Raw genomic sequence first — 14732 nt, forward strand, 5'->3', positions numbered from 1 at the left:
CCGTGACTTCCTGCTCCCGATGCTAGGAGCCGGCAGGCACCGTCCGGGGTCCCGCGAGCCCCCGGAGTCCCCTGATCCGCCCCTTAGGGGGATCAGGGGCACGACCCTCATCCGACGGGCCGCTCAGGCCTCCGGCGGGGAGAACACCACCATCACCCTGAGGTCTTCGGTGATGTGGTGGAACTTGTGCGGGACGCCTGCCGGCACGTAGACGACGCTGCCGCGGGCCACGGTCGTGGTCTCCTCCCCGACCGTGATGGAGCCCCGGCCGCTGACGACGAAGTACACCTCGTCCTGGCGGTGGGGCTGCTGCGGATCGGTCTGCCCGGCATCGAGCGCGTACAGCCCGACCGACATGTTCCGTTCGCGCAGGAACTGCAGATAGGCGCCGTCGTTGGCGGCCCGTTCGGCCTCGAGCTCGTCAAGCCGGAACGCTTTCATCGTCGTTGTGCCCCTTGTACTCGATCGTGCCCTCACATCCGCCGGTACGCGGATGTCCCACCGGGATCTTCTCTGCCACGATCAGACACATGACGAATTTCGTAGTCAAGACGCTCGCCAACGCGGCCGCCCTGGCCGTCGCCATCTGGCTGGTCTCCGGGATCACCCTGGACGACGGCAGCAGTACGGGCCGCCGGACGCTGACCCTGATCCTGGTCGCCCTGCTCTTCGGTCTGGTCAATCTGATCGTCAAGCCGGTGGTGAAGCTGCTCTCCCTGCCGCTGTTCATCCTCACCCTCGGCCTGTTCACCCTCGTCGTGAACGCCCTGATGCTGTTGCTGACCTCGTGGCTGGCCGACAAGTTCGACCTCTCCTTCCACGTGGACGGATTCTGGGCGGCGCTCGTCGGCGGCCTGATCATCTCCATCGTCTCCTGGGCCGTGAACCTGGTCCTTCCCGACAACGACTGAGCGCGGCCGCACATGTACCGCGTCTGCTTCGTCTGCACCGGCAACATCTGCCGCTCCCCCATGGCCGAGTCCGTCTTCCGCGCCCACGTGTCGGACGCCGGACTGGACGCCCTGGTCGAGGTGGACAGCGCCGGGACCGGTGGCTGGCACGAGGGCGACGGCGCCGACCCGCGCGCCGTCTCCGTCCTGGAGGCCGCGGGCTACGAGCAGGACCACCGGGCCCGGCGGTTCCGGTCCTCCTGGTTCGAGCGCCTGGACCTCGTCATCGCCCTCGACTCCGGGCACCTGCGGGACCTCCGGGCCCTCGCCCCCACCCTGCAGGACGCCGCGAAGGTGCGGCTGCTGCGGTCCTACGACCCGTCGGCCACGGCCGCGGAAGCCGACGTACCGGACCCCTACTACGGGTCGCTCGAAGGCTTCGAGGAGTGCCTGGAGCTGGTCGAGGCGGCGAGCCCCGGCCTGCTGCAGGCCGTACGCGAGGCAGTGAAGGAGTCCACCACGTGAACGACCACGCCCCCGGTACCGGCCACGGGCCCGAGACCGCACCCACCGCCCGCACGGGCGAAGGCACCCGTGCCGTCCGCGCCGGGCTCCCCGAACCCGTCAAGAACGAACCACCGCTGCCCGGACCGGTCTTCGCCGCGCACTTCCACCTCCCGGGCGACGTCGAGGGCCCGTACGCCTACGGCCGCGACACCAACCCGACCTGGACCCTCCTGGAGCGGGCGATCGGGGAGCTGGAGGCCCCCGGGCAGGACGTGGACACCGTCGTCTTCGCGTCCGGCATGGCGGCGATCTCCGCGGTGCTGCTCTCCCAGGCGCGCAGCGGCGACACCGTCGTCCTGCCCGACGACGGCTACCAGGCGCTGCCGCTGGTCCGCGAGCAGCTCGAGGCGTACGGGGTCCGCGTACGCACCGCCCCGACCGGCGACGACGCCCAGCTCACCCGGCTCGACGGAGCCCGGCTGCTGTGGATCGAGACCCCGTCCAACCCCGGGCTCGACGTGTGCGACGTACGCCGCCTGGTGGCCGCCGCGCACGAGGGCGGGACCCTCGTCGCGGTCGACAACACCCTCGCCACCCCGCTCGGGCAGCGCCCCCTGGAGCTCGGCGCGGACTTCTCCGTGGCGAGCGGCACCAAGGGCCTCACCGGCCACGGCGACCTGCTGCTCGGGTACGTCGTCTGCCGCGATCCCGCCCTGGCGGCGCAGGTCCGCAGGTGGCGCAAGATCGTCGGTGCGATCCCGGGGCCCATGGAGGCCTGGCTCGCCCACCGTTCGCTGGCCACGATCCAGCTGCGCGCCGAGCGCCAGTGGACCAACGCGCTCGCCGTCGCCGAGGCGCTCGCGGGCCGCCGGGAGGTCACCGGGCTGCGTTACCCGGGGCTGGCCACGGACCCCTCGCACAAGACGGCCTCCCGCCAGATGCGGGGATTCGGCTCGGTGGTCTCCTTCACCCTGCCCGACCGCGCCCACGCGGAGCGCTTCATGGCCGCCCTGCACCTGGTCGAGGACGCCACCAGCTTCGGCGGGGTGCGCTCCACCGCCGAGCGGCGCGGGCGCTGGGGCGGCGATGCCGTGCCCGAGGGGTTCATCCGTTTCTCCGCCGGGGCCGAGGACACCGAAGACCTCGTGGCGGACGTCCTGCACGCCCTCGACACGGCCGGCTGATCCGTCACCGGCGGCCGCCGGACAGTAGGGCAGGGGCGACCGCCGGACGTGTGGCAGGGGCGGTCCGAGCCTCCCCCCAGATGGCTCGGCCCGCCCCGGGTTCCGCGCGAAGAACCACGCCACAAGGCTAATTGACTCTGCGTCAGAGTCCAATCACGGTAACGACAGGGACCTATCGGTAAATTTATAGTGGTAGGCCCCCACCGAGAGGTGCCTCGATGGACCTGGCCCTGCTGCGCACCTTCGTCACGGTCCACCGGGCCGGCTCGTTCACACGTGCCGCCGCCCTGCTCGGGCTCTCCCAGCCCGCCGTGACCTCCCAGATCCGCACGCTGGAGCGGCAGTTGGGACGCCCCCTCTTCCACCGCCGGGCCCGCGGTGTCACCCCCACGGCCGTCGGGGACGAGCTGGCGCACAAGGCGGCGCCCCACCTCGACGCCCTGCTGCGGATCACCGAGGCCGAACGGGAGGACGCCGGCGCGCTGCGCTCGCTCCACATCGCCGGTCCGCCCGAGATCCTGAGCCTGCGCGTGCTCCCGGCCCTGGCACCGCTGGTGGGCCAGGGGCACACCCTGCGGGCGACCCTGCAGAGCGACTCCGGCACGGCCCTCGACGGGCTCGCCTCCGGCCACCACGACCTGGTCGTGACCACCGCCCGCCCCCGTAGCGGCCCGTTCACCGCCACTGCCCTGTGCGACGAGGAGCACGTCCTGGTCGCCGCGCCCTACTGGGCCGCCCTCGTGGACACCGAACGGCTGCGGGAGAGCGGCCCCACGGCCCTGGAGGGCATCCCGCTCGTGGAGGTCCACGAGACCCTGCCGCTCGTGACCCGGTACTGGTGCGCCGTCTTCGACACCCCGCCGGACGCGAGGTCCCAGGCCGCCACCGTGGTCGCACCCGATCTCCGGGCCGTGCTGGAGTGCGTCCTCGCCGGCGCGGGGATCGCCGTACTGCCCCGCTACCTGTGCCAGGACCTGCTCGCCGCCGGCCGTATCGTGGCGCTCGCCGAGCCGCCCGTACCGCCGCTGCGCACCTGGTTCCTCGTGCTGCGGACCGGCAGCCCCGCCCTCGCCCACCTCGCCCGGGCACGCGACCGGCTGCTGAGCGCCGCCGCGCACTGGTGAGCCCCCGCTTTCCGGGCCGTGTCGCGTTTCAGAAGCGGAGCGGTGGGCCACTCTTCTCCCATGACCGAACGTCCCGTGGTCAAACGCACCGCCCGCGCGATCCTGCTCGACGGTGACGACCTGATCCTCATCAAGCGCACCAAGCCCGGCGTCGACCCGTACTGGGTCACCCCCGGCGGGGGAGTGGAGTCCTCGGACGCCACCGTCGTCGACGCCCTCCACCGAGAGGTCCACGAAGAACTCGGTGCGAAGATCACCGATGTCGTGCCCTGCTTCGTCGACACCATCGAGCACATCGCCGACCAGGGGGTGACCGGCGTGAAGGTGCAGCACTTCTTCGTCTGCCGCCTCGAATCGATGGACACGAGCCTGCGGCACGGGCCCGAGGTCGACGAGCCCGCGGGCGAGTACGAGATCGTCCGGGTGCCCTTCAGCCGGGTGGGCATCGCCGCCGTCCATCTCGTCCCGCTCTCCCTGCGGCACTACCTCGACGGCAACATCGAAGGCGTGCGCGCCATGCACGCGCCCGACCTGGGCTGAGGACCGTCCGGGCGCGGGAGCGCGGGAACAGGGCCGGGCGGAGGGGAGTCCCGGCCTTTCGGCGCGGGCAGGCACCGGCGGGAAGGTTCGGGTCGGCTCGGCCCGGTACAGGGGCTCGGCACAGGAGGGGCCCGGCAGGGGAGGCCGGCTGCTCAGCCCGCGATCCCGGCCAGTTCCTCCACGGCGTCGTGCCGGATCCGCTCCCCGGGGATGCCGATGCGCAGCAGCTCGTCGACGCCGTTGCGGATCATCGCCGGCGGCCCCGAGACGAAGGCGTCGTACGAGCTCCACGGGCCGTGCTCACCGACCGCGTGCGGCAGCTGCCCGGCCAGCCCGTCTCCGACCACCGGCCGCACCGACAGCCAGGGATGGGACCGCTGGAGGCCCAGCAGGGTGTCCTTGTCGTACAGGCCGCTGTCACTGCGCGCGCCGAAGAAGACCTCGACCGGCCGCCGCTCGCCGTGCTCGGCCACGTCCTCGATCAGGGCCTTGATCGGTGCGATGCCGGTGCCACCGCCCAGGCAGAGCATCCCGTTGTCCGTCGTGTGGTCCACCACCATCGACCCGGCGGGCGGGCCCAGGCGCAGGACGTCCCCCGGCCGGGCGTGGCGCACGAGCGCGTTGGAGACCCATCCCGCGGGGACGGCCTTGACGTGGAAGGAGAGCAGGCCGTCGGCGCGGGGCGCCGAGGCGAAGGAGTAGTGCCGCCACACCCGGGGCCACCACGGGGTCTCCAGGCTCGTGTACTGGCCCGCCACGAAAGCGTACGGCTGGTCGGGGCGGACCGTGATCACCGCGATGTCCGGAGTGCGCAGTTCGTGGGAGACGACCTCGGCGTGCCACCAGGCGGGCGCCCTGGCCTCGTCCTGCGCCGCCGCGTCGATCATGATCTGGGAGATGGCGGTGTACGCGCGGACCCAGGCGGCCTGGGTCTCCGGTCCCCAGGTCTCGCGGGCGAACCGGGCGAGCGCGCCGACCAGGGCCTCGCCGACCGCCGGGTAGTGGGCGGCCATGGTGCCGTACTTCCGGTGTCCCGCACCCAGCCGGCAGAGGTACGGGGTGAGCACGTCCGGATCGTCGATGTGCTCGGCGGCGGTGAGCAATGCTTTCAGCAGCCTGTCGCGCTGGGTGTCCATGGCCACGGGGAACATGCCCCGTACCTCGGGGTGGCCGGTGAACACCAGGGCGTAGAAGTACGAGGTCACCTTGTCGGCGACGGGGGCGATCTCCGCGAGGGTCCGGCGGATGAGCACGGCGTCCGGTGAGGGCTCGGTCGCACCGGCCTCGGACGGTATCCGGCCCGCGTCGCGTCTGGCCGGTCTGGTGGGCGGAGCGTCCATGCGGTGCCTCGCTTCGAGCATCTCGTCGGTCTGCACACGCCACGGCCTGTGAATCCGTGGTTCCAGGATTCACAGCGTGCCAGCCGCCCCAGAGGACTGCGGGGAAACGGGGAAAATCCGCGACTCGAACCCACTTTCCTCCTAAGATGCCTCAACTCCCGGGCGCGCCTACCCCAGGAGCTGGTATGCCTCGCGCAGGTCCCGCCCTTCGTAGACATGGGTCGCCCGCTCCGCCAGGTAGGGGCGCGCGTTGACCGCCACCGAGACCGCGACCGCCTCGAAGAGATGCGCGTCGGTCGCCGAGTCCCCGTAGGCGACGCAGTCGTCCCTGGTCACACCGAACCGTTCGCGGAGGCGCTCGGCCACCGTGACCTTGCCCTGGGGGGTGAGGATCCCGGCAGCTTCCACGGGACGGGTGAAGGGCACCTCGGGGAAGACCGAGCCGTGGGCGGCATCGGCGCCCCACTCGAGGAGCAGTTCCACGAAGAAGGACGGCGACAGGGAGATCACCGCGCAGTAGTCCCCGCGCCGACGGATCTCCTGCCAGACGTCCCGGATGCCCGCGAGCCAGGGCGCTCCGTCGAACGCCGCCCGGACGTGTGCGGGGGTGAGGCCCGACCACAGCTGGTGAACGGCCACCGAGAACTGGTGCGGGCCGATCTCCTGAGCGAGGAAGGAACGCTCCAGTTCGGCGAGTTCGGCGCTCAGGCCGAGCTGTCGGGAGATCTCCGCCGGCGACGAGGAGCCGTACATCAGGGTTCCGTCGAGATCGAAGAGGTGCAGGAGGGGCATAGCCCTGGAGGTTAGTGGTTCGGTTTCACGTGAAACAGCGCGTTTCACGTGAAACACCGATCACGGCCCAGGGCCGGGGCCTGCATGTTTCACGTGAAACATCCAGCCCCTAATCCTCTGGACGACTCCCGCTCCATGATCCAGTCTGGGCCGGTGACACCACCACACATCACCGATCTGCCGATCCGAGCGCTGACCGTGGACGATCTCCACTACTGCGCCGACCTGTCCGAAGATCGTGGCTGGCTCCGCGAGGACCACAAGTGGGGGCTGCTGCTCGCCGCCGGGCACGGATACGGCGTCGACGCCCCGGACGGACGGGGGCTCGCCGCCGCCTGCGTCGTCACCCGCTACGGGAGCGCCTCCGCCGGTCCTGAGCTCGCGGCCATCGGGATGGTCCTCGTGGCCGACCGCTACGCGCGCCAGGGCCTGGGCCGTGCCCTGATGGCCCACGTGTGCGACGACGTCCTGAAGGGACTCCCGCTCACCCTGCACGCCACCCCCTTCGGCCGCCCGCTCTACGAGGAGCTCGGATTCGAGGTGACGGGCCGCGCGGAGATGCTGATGGGCGCCTTCCGGCCGGAGGACACCCCGGCCGATCACGGCGCCGTCCGGGTCCGGCCCGCCGTCGCGGAGGACATCCCGCGCATCCTGCACCTGGACGCCGAGGTCTTCGGCGCCGACCGGACGCACATGATCACTCGGCTGCCCGCTTTCGCCGACCGGCTGGTCGTCGCGGAGGATCCTTCCGGAGACGGCACGCTGACCGGCTACGCCGCGGCGTGGCCCAATATGCACACCCACGTCATCGGCCCGCTGATCGCCCACGACACCGAGACCGCCCGGGCGCTCGTCACCGCGCTCGCCCTGACGACCGACCGGCCGCTGCGCACCGATGTCGACGTGCGCCACGAGGAACTCCTGGCCTGGCTCAAGGACCGCGGGCTGGAATCCGTGGCTTTCAACGCCGTCATGACGCGCAGCATCCCCGCCCTTCCCGGTGACTGGACACGGCGGTGGGCGCCCCTGACCGTGGCCGCGGGCTGAGAGAGGAACCCCTTCGTGACCGACACCACCGAGCTGACGATCCGGCCGGCCACCGAGGCCGACGTGCCCGCCATCGTCGCCCTGCTGGCCGACGACCCGCTGGGCGCCACCCGTGAGTCCCCGGACGACCTCACCCCCTACCTCGCGGCCCTCCGGCGCCTCGCCGCCGACCCGAACCAGCATCTGGTCGTGGCCGTCCGGGCCGGCCGGGTCGTGGGCACCCTCCAGCTGACGATCATTCCGGGACTCTCCCGCAAGGCGGCCACCCGCTCCGTGATCGAGGGGGTCCGTGTCCACGCGGACGAGCGTGGCAGCGGCCTGGGGACCCGGTTCGTCGAGTGGGCGGTCGAGAAGTCCCGCAGCGAGGACTGCTCGCTCGTCCAGCTGACCTCGGACGTGACACGGACGGACGCCCATCGCTTCTACGAGCGGCTCGGTTTCACCGCCTCACACGTCGGATTCAAACTCCAGCTCTGACCCGTCGTACAGAAGCCGGGCCGTACCGTCACGGCCCGGCCTACGATCGGCAGATGAGCCTCAGCCCGCCCCTCATCACCACCGCAGAGCGCCGCAACCGGCTCGGCCGACGCCACCGGCTGGCTCCTTCGGCCCGCGCGGGAACGGTCGCGGAGGCGGCCGACTCGGTCGTCGCCCTGCACGCCACCGATGCCGCGACCGTCTTCCTCTCCGCGCGCGCCCGGCTCACCGACTGCGGGCCCGAGGCGGTCGAGCGGGCGCTCTACGAGGACGTCGGCGTCGTACGGCTGCTCAGCATGCGCAACACCCTCTTCGCGGTCTCGGCCGAACTCGCCCCGTACGTGGACGCGTCGACCGCACGCGGAATCGCGCTGAAGGAGCGGCGCACCTTTCTCAAGCACCTGGACGAGGACGGACAGGGACTGGACGCCGCGTGGCTGGAGCGGGCGGAAACCTCCGCCCTCGCCGTCCTGGACGCGCAAGGACCGCTCACCGGGAGCCAGTTGTCCGCCGCCGTGCCGGACCTGCGCCGGAAGATCACCATCGGTCGGGGCAAGAAGTACGAGACACACACGGGTGTGGCCACCCGGGTGATCCGCCTCCTGGCGGCCGACGGCAGGATCCGGCGGGACCGTCCGCGCGGGTCGTGGACCTCCAGCCAGTTCCGCTGGGTCCACACGGCGCCCTGGCCGGCCGTTCCCGCCGCCGAGGCCCGTGCGGAGATCGCCCGCCGCTGGCTGCACGCGTACGGGCCGGCCACCGAGGCCGACCTCGCCTGGTGGACCGGCTGGACCCGCACGGACGTCCGCAAGGCCGTCGCGGCGGCCGGCGCCGAGGAGGTCCGGCTGGAGGACGGCGGCGCCGCTCTCGTCGCCCCGGGGGATGCCGCGCCGGAACCGACGCCGGAGCCCTGGGCCGCCCTGCTGCCCGCCCTGGACCCCGCGGGCATGGGCTGGGCCGACCGCGGCTTCCACCTGGACCCCGCGCACCGGCCCGCGCTCTTCGACTACGCGGGGAACATCGGCCCCACCGTGTGGTGGAACGGCGAGATCGTCGGCGGCTGGGCCCAGCGACCGGACGGCGAGATCGTGTGGCGGCTGCTGGCGGACTCCGGCCGCGCCGCCGAGGAGGCGGTCGCGGCCGAGGCCTCCCGGCTGGCCGCGTGGGTGGGCGACACCCGGATCACGCCGCGCTTCCGCACTCCTCTGGAGCGCGAGCTCGTCGCCTGAGCCGGTGGTCCCGGGCCGGGGGTCCGGGACCGTCGCCCCGCCGGTCAGCCGATGCCGCGCCAGCCCTGGGGGTCCACCCCGCCGGGCACCGGTGCCTGGGCGTCGTACGGCTCCCGCGTGAACACGAAGGACGCCAGGTCCAGGTGGCTCACCGAGCCGTCCTCACGGCGCACGGCCCGCAGGGTCTCGCCCGTGTAGTAGCCGGAGAGCCCGGTCCAGCTGCCGTCGGGCTCGGCACGGAAACGCGCCGTGCGTCCCATCGCGGCGACGGGGGCCAGTTCCAGCGACCCGTCCGCGATCAGCCGGACCACGTGGGCCGTAGTCCCCCAGTACCAGGGCCCGCACAGCTCCAGCGGCACCCGGTCGGCCTCCGCGAACGGCCGCCACGGCTGCGGGAACCGGGGCTCGGCATCCGCCACGATCGCGACGAGGTCGACGGCCACCGCCGAGGCCGGCAGCCCGGAGGTGCAGTTCGCCAGCACGACGGCCGCCAGGTCGTCCGCCTCGCTCAGCCACAGCCCCGCAACGAACCCCGGCAGCGAGCCGCTGTGCCCCACGAGCCGACGTTCGCCGTGGGCCGTCAGCTGCAGGCCCAGGGCGTAACCGAGGTCGGCGAAACCCGGCTCGGGCGGTGCGGCCGGCCGCCGCATCTCCCGGACCGACTCCGCGCTCAGCACCCGGTCGTCGCCGCGCAGCAGGAAGTCCGCGAAGCGGGCCAGGTCCCTGGTCGTGGACCACAGTTGGCCGGCGGGGGCCATGAGCCCCAGGTCCTCCAGGGGCTCGGGCATCATCACGTCCGCCCAGGGGTGCACCGCCCAGCCCCCGGCGTGGGGGGCCCGGGGCGAACCGCTCGTCCGGCCCAGACCCAGCGGCTCCAGCACCTCGGCCCGTAGGACCTCCTCCCAGGGCTTCCCGCGCAGCGCCTCCACCAGTGAACCCAGCAGGGTGTAGCCGGGGTTGGAGTAGTGGTGCCTGCTGCCCGGAGTGAGCTTGAAGGGCTCGTCACCCAGCACGTCGGCGAGTTCGGGACGCAGCGCACCGGGGGTCCGCTCCCACCAGGGTCCGGGGGTCTCCGCGGCCAGCCCGCCGGTGTGGGAGAGCAGCTGGGCGACGGTCACCCGGCCCGCGCCGGTCCCCGGGAGGTGGTCCTCCAGCGGGTCGTCGAGGCGCAGCAGCCCCTCGTCCCGCAGCCGCATCACCAGAACCGCGGTGAACGTCTTGCTGATCGACCCGATCCGGTACTGCACGTCCCCGTCCGGGCCGTGGCCTTCGACGGACGTCCGGGAGCCCTCCCAGACCACCTCGCCCCCGCGCAGCACGGCGGCCACCACCGACGGGGCGCGCCCCGCACTCTGCGCGACGGCGAGCCGGTGCCGGAGGGCACGCCGGGTCGCGGGAAGAAGTTCGAGGTCCTCGGCACGCTCGTCCATGGTGCTGTGGGTTCTCCAGTTGTCTGTGCTCTGCCGGCCGCCCGGACCTTACGTGTTGGCCATGTCCACGAACCGCGAGTAGTGGCCCTGGAAGGCGACGGTGATGGTGGCCGTGGGGCCGTTTCGGTGCTTGGCGACGATCAGGTCGGCCTCGCCGGCGCGCGGGGACTCCTTCTCGTAGGCGTCCTCGCGGTGCAGCAGGATCACCATGTCGGCGTCCTGCTCGATGGAGCCGGACTCACGCAGGTCGGAGACCATCGGCTTCTTGTCGGTGCGCTGTTCGGGACCACGGTTCAGCTGGGAGAGCGCGATCACGGGGACCTCGAGCTCCTTCGCCAGCAGCTTGAGGTTTCGGGACATGTCCGAGACCTCCTGCTGGCGGCTCTCGGGACGGCGCGAACCGCCCGACTGCATCAGCTGGAGGTAGTCGATGACCACCAGCGAGAGGTCGTTGCGCTGCTTGAGCCGGCGGCACTTCGCGCGGATCTCCATCATCGACAGGTTGGGGGAGTCGTCGATGTAGAGGGGGGCGGCGGACACGTCCGGCATCCGGCGCGCGAGCCGGGTCCAGTCGTCGTCGGTCATCGTGCCGGAGCGCATGTGATGCAGCGCCACCCGGGCCTCCGCCGAGAGCAGGCGCATCGCGATCTCGTTGCGCCCCATTTCGAGGGAGAAGATCACACTCGGCAGGTTGCTCTTGATGGAGCAGGCGCGGGCGAAGTCCAGCGCGAGTGTGGACTTGCCCATCGCGGGACGGGCGGCGATGACGATCATCTGGCCGGGGTGCAGGCCGTTGGTCAGCGAGTCGAGGTCGGTGAAGCCCGTCGGGACGCCGGACATCTGTCCGCTGCGCGAACCGATCGCCTCGATCTCGTCGAGCGCACCCTCCATGATGTCGCCGAGCGGCAGGTAGTCCTCGGAGGTCCGCTGCTCGGTGACGGCGTAGATCTCGGCCTGGGCGCTGTTGACGATCTCGTCGACGTCGCCGTCGGCGGCGTATCCCATCTGCGTGATCTTCGTGCCGGCGGCGACGAGGCGGCGCAGCACGGCCCGCTCGTGGACGATCTCCGCGTAGTACTCGGCGTTCGCGGCGGTGGGCACGGACTGCACCAGGGTGTGCAGGTACGAGGCCCCGCCGACCTTCCCGATCTCCCCGCGCCGGGTGAGCTCGGCGCCCACCGTGATCGGGTCGGCCGGCTCCCCCTTGGCGTACAGGTCGAGGATGGCCTGGTAGATCGTCTCGTGCGAGGGACGGTAGAAGTCGTGTCCCTTGATGACCTCGACGACGTCGGCGATGGCGTCCTTCGAGAGCAGCATGCCGCCGAGGACCGACTGCTCGGCGTCGAGATCCTGCGGGGGAACGCGCTCGAAGCCTCCCTCGGCGCCCTCCCAGGAGCCGCCTTCACGGCCGCGGTCGCGCTGGTCGTCCCCGCCGCGGCCGCGGCCCTCGCCGTTGCGGCGCGGACGGGCGGGCAGACGGTCGCTCGGACCGCTGTCGGCCCAGGGGTCGTCCATGGGCTCGGGCATGCTCACCGGGCCGCCTCCTCCCGTCCGCAACGCGGACCTCGCCGTGTCACTCTTTCTACGACACGGCTCTGACATATGGGGCACCCGAATCGGCTCACGGCGAGTCGGGCAACGCACCACGGTAGGGCCGCGGGCGGCGTCAGCCAATCTTGTTATCCACAGGGTCTGTGGATGAGATGTGGATGACGGCGCCAATGCTGTGGGTAAGTCCCCGGAAGCTGTGCACGGACCGGGGGACGACGCTGTGGACAAAATCACCCGCGCCACCCCGTCACCCCATCTGACCTGCGACTTCACCATTCAGGACCGAGGGGGAAGAAATTTCTTCACCCGGGTTCCGAGATCGCCTCCAACGAGGTGGGAAGAACGCGCAAGTCAGCGCGACGGTAAGGATTCAAACACGGTTGCATCTCTTACCTGTGGAAGATTAGATTGAGCACATGACACAGGCTCTCGCAGCACCCCCCGCGGGGCCGAGACGGCACGACCGGGAGATCTTCGCCCTCGCCGTCCCCGCCTTCGCTGCCCTCGTGGCCGAGCCCCTCTTCGTCATGGCCGACAGCGCCATCGTGGGGCACCTCGGGACCCCGCAGCTGGCCGGACTCGGCATCGCCGCCGCCCTGCTCACCACCGCCGTGAGCGTCTTCGTCTTCCTCGCCTACGCGACGACCGCCGCCGTGGCCCGCCGGGTCGGTGCGGGCGACCTGCCGGCCGCCATCCGCCAGGGCATGGACGGCATCTGGCTGGCGCTCCTGCTGGGCGCGGGCGTGGTCGCGGTGGTGCTGCCGGCCGCGCCGTGGCTGGTCTCCCTGTTCGGCGCCTCCGACGCCGTGGTCTCGCACGCGATCACCTACCTGCGGATCTCGACGCTCGGCATCCCCGCCATGCTCGTGGTCCTGGCCGCCACCGGTGTCATCCGCGGCCTCCAGGACACCCGTACCCCGCTCTACGTGGCCATCGGGGGGTTCACCCTCAACGGCGCGCTGAACGTCGCCCTCGTCTACGGCGCGGGCTTCGGCATCGCCGGCTCTGCCTGGGGCACGGTCATCGCCCAGTGCGCCATGGCGGCCGCCTATCTCTTCGTCGTCATCCGGGGGGCCCGGCGCCACGGCGCCTCCCTCCGTCCGGACGCGGCCGGCATCCGGGCCTGTGCCCAGGCCGGCGCACCCCTGCTGGTCCGCACCCTGTCCTTGCGGGCCATCCTGATGATCGCGACCGCCGTCGCGGCCCGGCTCGGCGACGCCGATATCGCCGCCCACCAGATCCTGCTCTCCCTGTGGAGCCTGCTGGCCTTCGCCCTGGACGCCATCGCGATCGCCGGGCAGGCGATCATCGGCCGCTACCTCGGGTCGGGCGACACCGACGGGGCCAAGGCCGTCTGCCGCCGCATGGTCCAGTGGGGGATCGTCACCGGCCTCGTCCTCGGTCTGCTCGTGGTCCTGGCCCGCCCCGTCTTCATCCCGTTGTTCACCAGCGATCCGGCGGTCGAGGACGCCCTGCTGCCCGCCCTGCTCGTCGTGGCGCTCTCCCAGCCCGTCTCGGGAATCGTCTTCGTGCTGGACGGGGTCCTCATGGGAGCGGGCGACGGCCCCTACCTCGCGCGGGCGATGATCGTGACGCTCGCCGCCTTCACCCCGGCCGCCCTGCTCGTCCCCGCCATGGGCGGAGGCCTGACGGCCCTGTGGTGGGCCATGACGCTGATGATGCTGGTCCGGATGGTCACCCTCCAGCTGCGCGCCCGGTCGGGCCGGTGGGCCGTCACGGGAGCCACCCGCTAGCCGTTTCACGTGAAACACCCCGCGGCTCAGGAAAGACCCCACGTATCTGGGCCGCGTTTCACGTGAAACAGCCCCCGGGAACGACGAAGGGCCGCACCCCGGAGGGTGCGGCCCTTCGCAGTGCAGCCCTTAGGCGGCGACGACCTCGATGCCCACGTTCGCGGCCACGTCGGAGTGCAGACGCACGGAGACCTGGTACGAACCGAGGGTCTTGATCGGCGAGCCCAGCTCGACGCGACGCTTGTCGACCTTCGGGCCACCCGAAGCCTCGATCGCCGTGGCGATGTCGGCCGGGGTCACGGAACCGAAGAGACGACCGGCGTCACCCGCGCGGGTGGCCAGACGGACCTTCACGCCCTCGAGCTTGGCCTTGACCTCATTGGCCTGCTCGATGGTCGCGATCTCGTGGATCTTGCGGGCGCGGCGGATCTGCGCCACGTCCTTCTCGCCGCCCTTGGTCCAGCGGATCGCGAAACCACGCGGGACCAGGTAGTTGCGAGCGTAGCCGTCCTTGACGTCGACGACATCGCCGGCGGCACCGAGGCCAGAGACCTCGTGGGTCAGGATGATCTTCATTGGTCGGTCACCCTTTCCTTATCGCGCGGTGGACGTGTAGGGCAGCAGCGCCATCTCACGGCTGTTCTTCACGGCCGTGGCGACGTCACGCTGGTGCTGCGTGCAGTTGCCGGTGACGCGGCGGGCACGGATCTTGCCGCGGTCGGAAATGAACTTCCGCAGCATGTTCGTGTCCTTGTAGTCCACGTACGCGGTCTTGTCCTTGCAGAACGCGCAGACCTTCTTCTTAGGCTTGCGCACAGGCGGCTTCGCCATTGTGTCTCTCCTGTGTGATCAAGAAGTTTGGATGGA

Annotated in this window: 16 protein-coding genes; 9 read left to right on the forward strand and 7 right to left on the reverse strand. The window is 71.5% G+C overall.

All coding sequences use genetic code 11. The annotated features are described in order from the left end of the window. Positions 1 to 123: 123 nt before the first annotated feature. On the reverse strand, positions 124 to 441 hold the full coding sequence (locus ACPU2J_RS16910; protein ID WP_361589923.1) for a cupin domain-containing protein: 318 nt from the start codon (positions 439 to 441) through the stop codon (positions 124 to 126). Positions 442 to 530: 89 nt separating this feature from the next. Between ACPU2J_RS16910 and ACPU2J_RS16915 the strand changes: the two genes are divergently transcribed. The 5 genes from ACPU2J_RS16915 to ACPU2J_RS16935 all read left to right on the forward strand — a co-directional run bounded on the left by ACPU2J_RS16915 (position 531) and on the right by ACPU2J_RS16935 (position 4245). Next, positions 531 to 911 carry a phage holin family protein gene (locus tag ACPU2J_RS16915; RefSeq protein WP_361589920.1) on the forward strand — a complete coding sequence of 127 codons (381 nt, stop codon included), beginning with the start codon at positions 531 to 533 and terminating at the stop codon, positions 909 to 911. 12 nt (positions 912 to 923) lie between these two features. Beyond that, a complete protein-coding gene (locus ACPU2J_RS16920) occupies positions 924 to 1415 on the forward strand; it encodes a low molecular weight protein-tyrosine-phosphatase (RefSeq protein ID WP_423833544.1) in 492 nt (163 codons plus the stop codon). Beyond that, positions 1412 to 2581 (forward strand): cystathionine gamma-lyase, encoded by a 1170-nt coding sequence (locus ACPU2J_RS16925; protein ID WP_423833545.1) that lies wholly within the window; start codon positions 1412 to 1414, stop codon positions 2579 to 2581. The genes ACPU2J_RS16920 and ACPU2J_RS16925 overlap by 4 nt, the downstream gene beginning before the upstream one ends. Positions 2582 to 2799: 218 nt before the next feature. After that, on the forward strand, positions 2800 to 3705 hold the full coding sequence (locus ACPU2J_RS16930; protein WP_361589912.1) for a LysR family transcriptional regulator: 906 nt from the start codon (positions 2800 to 2802) through the stop codon (positions 3703 to 3705). Positions 3706 to 3765: 60 nt separating this feature from the next. Further along, positions 3766 to 4245: an NUDIX domain-containing protein gene (locus tag ACPU2J_RS16935; RefSeq protein ID WP_420080254.1), complete on the forward strand. Its 480-nt coding sequence runs from the start codon at positions 3766 to 3768 to the stop codon at positions 4243 to 4245. Between the two features lie 152 nt (positions 4246 to 4397). Here the strand turns inward: ACPU2J_RS16935 and ACPU2J_RS16940 are convergent, their stop codons facing one another. Further along, positions 4398 to 5606 (reverse strand): globin domain-containing protein, encoded by a 1209-nt coding sequence (locus ACPU2J_RS16940; protein ID WP_420080253.1) that lies wholly within the window; start codon positions 5604 to 5606, stop codon positions 4398 to 4400. A 147-nt stretch (positions 5607 to 5753) separates the two neighbouring features. Next, complete coding sequence (locus tag ACPU2J_RS16945) at positions 5754 to 6377, reverse strand: HAD family hydrolase (protein ID WP_365491783.1); 624 nt, start codon at positions 6375 to 6377, stop codon at positions 5754 to 5756. A gap of 135 nt (positions 6378 to 6512) precedes the next feature. Here ACPU2J_RS16945 and ACPU2J_RS16950 point away from each other — a divergent pair, with 135 nt between their 5' ends. Genes ACPU2J_RS16950 through ACPU2J_RS16960 form a run of 3 tightly spaced genes read left to right on the forward strand, consistent with a single transcriptional unit; the run spans position 6513 to position 9130 of the window. Further along, complete coding sequence (locus ACPU2J_RS16950; RefSeq protein WP_420080252.1) at positions 6513 to 7424, forward strand: GNAT family N-acetyltransferase; 912 nt, start codon at positions 6513 to 6515, stop codon at positions 7422 to 7424. A gap of 15 nt (positions 7425 to 7439) precedes the next feature. Beyond that, a complete protein-coding gene (locus tag ACPU2J_RS16955; RefSeq protein ID WP_420080251.1) occupies positions 7440 to 7901 on the forward strand; it encodes a GNAT family N-acetyltransferase in 462 nt (153 codons plus the stop codon). 53 nt (positions 7902 to 7954) lie between these two features. Continuing rightward, positions 7955 to 9130 (forward strand): winged helix DNA-binding domain-containing protein, encoded by a 1176-nt coding sequence (locus ACPU2J_RS16960; RefSeq protein ID WP_420080250.1) that lies wholly within the window; start codon positions 7955 to 7957, stop codon positions 9128 to 9130. Positions 9131 to 9174: 44 nt separating this feature from the next. Here the strand turns inward: ACPU2J_RS16960 and ACPU2J_RS16965 are convergent, their stop codons facing one another. Next, positions 9175 to 10560 carry a serine hydrolase domain-containing protein gene (locus ACPU2J_RS16965; RefSeq protein ID WP_420080249.1) on the reverse strand — a complete coding sequence of 462 codons (1386 nt, stop codon included), beginning with the start codon at positions 10558 to 10560 and terminating at the stop codon, positions 9175 to 9177. A 48-nt stretch (positions 10561 to 10608) separates the two neighbouring features. Further along, positions 10609 to 12075 carry a replicative DNA helicase gene (dnaB, locus tag ACPU2J_RS16970; RefSeq protein WP_423834977.1) on the reverse strand — a complete coding sequence of 489 codons (1467 nt, stop codon included), beginning with the start codon at positions 12073 to 12075 and terminating at the stop codon, positions 10609 to 10611. Positions 12076 to 12527: 452 nt separating this feature from the next. Between dnaB and ACPU2J_RS16975 the strand changes: the two genes are divergently transcribed. Next, a complete protein-coding gene (locus tag ACPU2J_RS16975) occupies positions 12528 to 13865 on the forward strand; it encodes an MATE family efflux transporter (protein WP_423833546.1) in 1338 nt (445 codons plus the stop codon). A 129-nt stretch (positions 13866 to 13994) separates the two neighbouring features. Here the strand turns inward: ACPU2J_RS16975 and rplI are convergent, their stop codons facing one another. Further along, the gene (gene rplI / locus ACPU2J_RS16980) at positions 13995 to 14441 is read right to left on the reverse strand and encodes a 50S ribosomal protein L9 (RefSeq protein WP_030956813.1); all 447 of its coding nucleotides are present in this window, start codon (positions 14439 to 14441) and stop codon (positions 13995 to 13997) included. Positions 14442 to 14459: 18 nt separating this feature from the next. Then, a complete protein-coding gene (rpsR, locus tag ACPU2J_RS16985; RefSeq protein ID WP_005315025.1) occupies positions 14460 to 14696 on the reverse strand; it encodes a 30S ribosomal protein S18 in 237 nt (78 codons plus the stop codon). Between the last annotated feature and the right edge of the window lie 36 nt (positions 14697 to 14732).

The organism is Streptomyces manipurensis, assembly GCF_049570255.1.
Lineage (GTDB): Bacteria > Actinomycetota > Actinomycetes > Streptomycetales > Streptomycetaceae > Streptomyces > Streptomyces manipurensis.

Excerpts from the sequence above, each read along its gene's own strand:
- ACPU2J_RS16965 (WP_420080249.1), bottom strand. The coding sequence starts at position 10,560 with ATGGACGAGCGTGCCGAGGACCTCGAACTTCTTCCCGCGACCCGGCGT.
- ACPU2J_RS16940 (WP_420080253.1), bottom strand. The coding sequence starts at position 5,606 with ATGCTCGAAGCGAGGCACCGCATGGACGCTCCGCCCACCAGACCGGCC.
- ACPU2J_RS16945 (WP_365491783.1), bottom strand. The coding sequence starts at position 6,377 with ATGCCCCTCCTGCACCTCTTCGATCTCGACGGAACCCTGATGTACGGC.
- ACPU2J_RS16950 (WP_420080252.1), top strand. The coding sequence starts at position 6,513 with ATGATCCAGTCTGGGCCGGTGACACCACCACACATCACCGATCTGCCG.
- ACPU2J_RS16915 (WP_361589920.1), top strand. The coding sequence starts at position 531 with ATGACGAATTTCGTAGTCAAGACGCTCGCCAACGCGGCCGCCCTGGCC.
- rplI (WP_030956813.1), bottom strand. The coding sequence starts at position 14,441 with ATGAAGATCATCCTGACCCACGAGGTCTCTGGCCTCGGTGCCGCCGGC.
- ACPU2J_RS16920 (WP_423833544.1), top strand. The coding sequence starts at position 924 with ATGTACCGCGTCTGCTTCGTCTGCACCGGCAACATCTGCCGCTCCCCC.
- ACPU2J_RS16935 (WP_420080254.1), top strand. The coding sequence starts at position 3,766 with ATGACCGAACGTCCCGTGGTCAAACGCACCGCCCGCGCGATCCTGCTC.
- ACPU2J_RS16960 (WP_420080250.1), top strand. The coding sequence starts at position 7,955 with ATGAGCCTCAGCCCGCCCCTCATCACCACCGCAGAGCGCCGCAACCGG.
- rpsR (WP_005315025.1), bottom strand. The coding sequence starts at position 14,696 with ATGGCGAAGCCGCCTGTGCGCAAGCCTAAGAAGAAGGTCTGCGCGTTC.
- ACPU2J_RS16930 (WP_361589912.1), top strand. The coding sequence starts at position 2,800 with ATGGACCTGGCCCTGCTGCGCACCTTCGTCACGGTCCACCGGGCCGGC.
- dnaB (WP_423834977.1), bottom strand. The coding sequence starts at position 12,075 with ATGGACGACCCCTGGGCCGACAGCGGTCCGAGCGACCGTCTGCCCGCC.
- ACPU2J_RS16910 (WP_361589923.1), bottom strand. The coding sequence starts at position 441 with ATGAAAGCGTTCCGGCTTGACGAGCTCGAGGCCGAACGGGCCGCCAAC.
- ACPU2J_RS16975 (WP_423833546.1), top strand. The coding sequence starts at position 12,528 with ATGACACAGGCTCTCGCAGCACCCCCCGCGGGGCCGAGACGGCACGAC.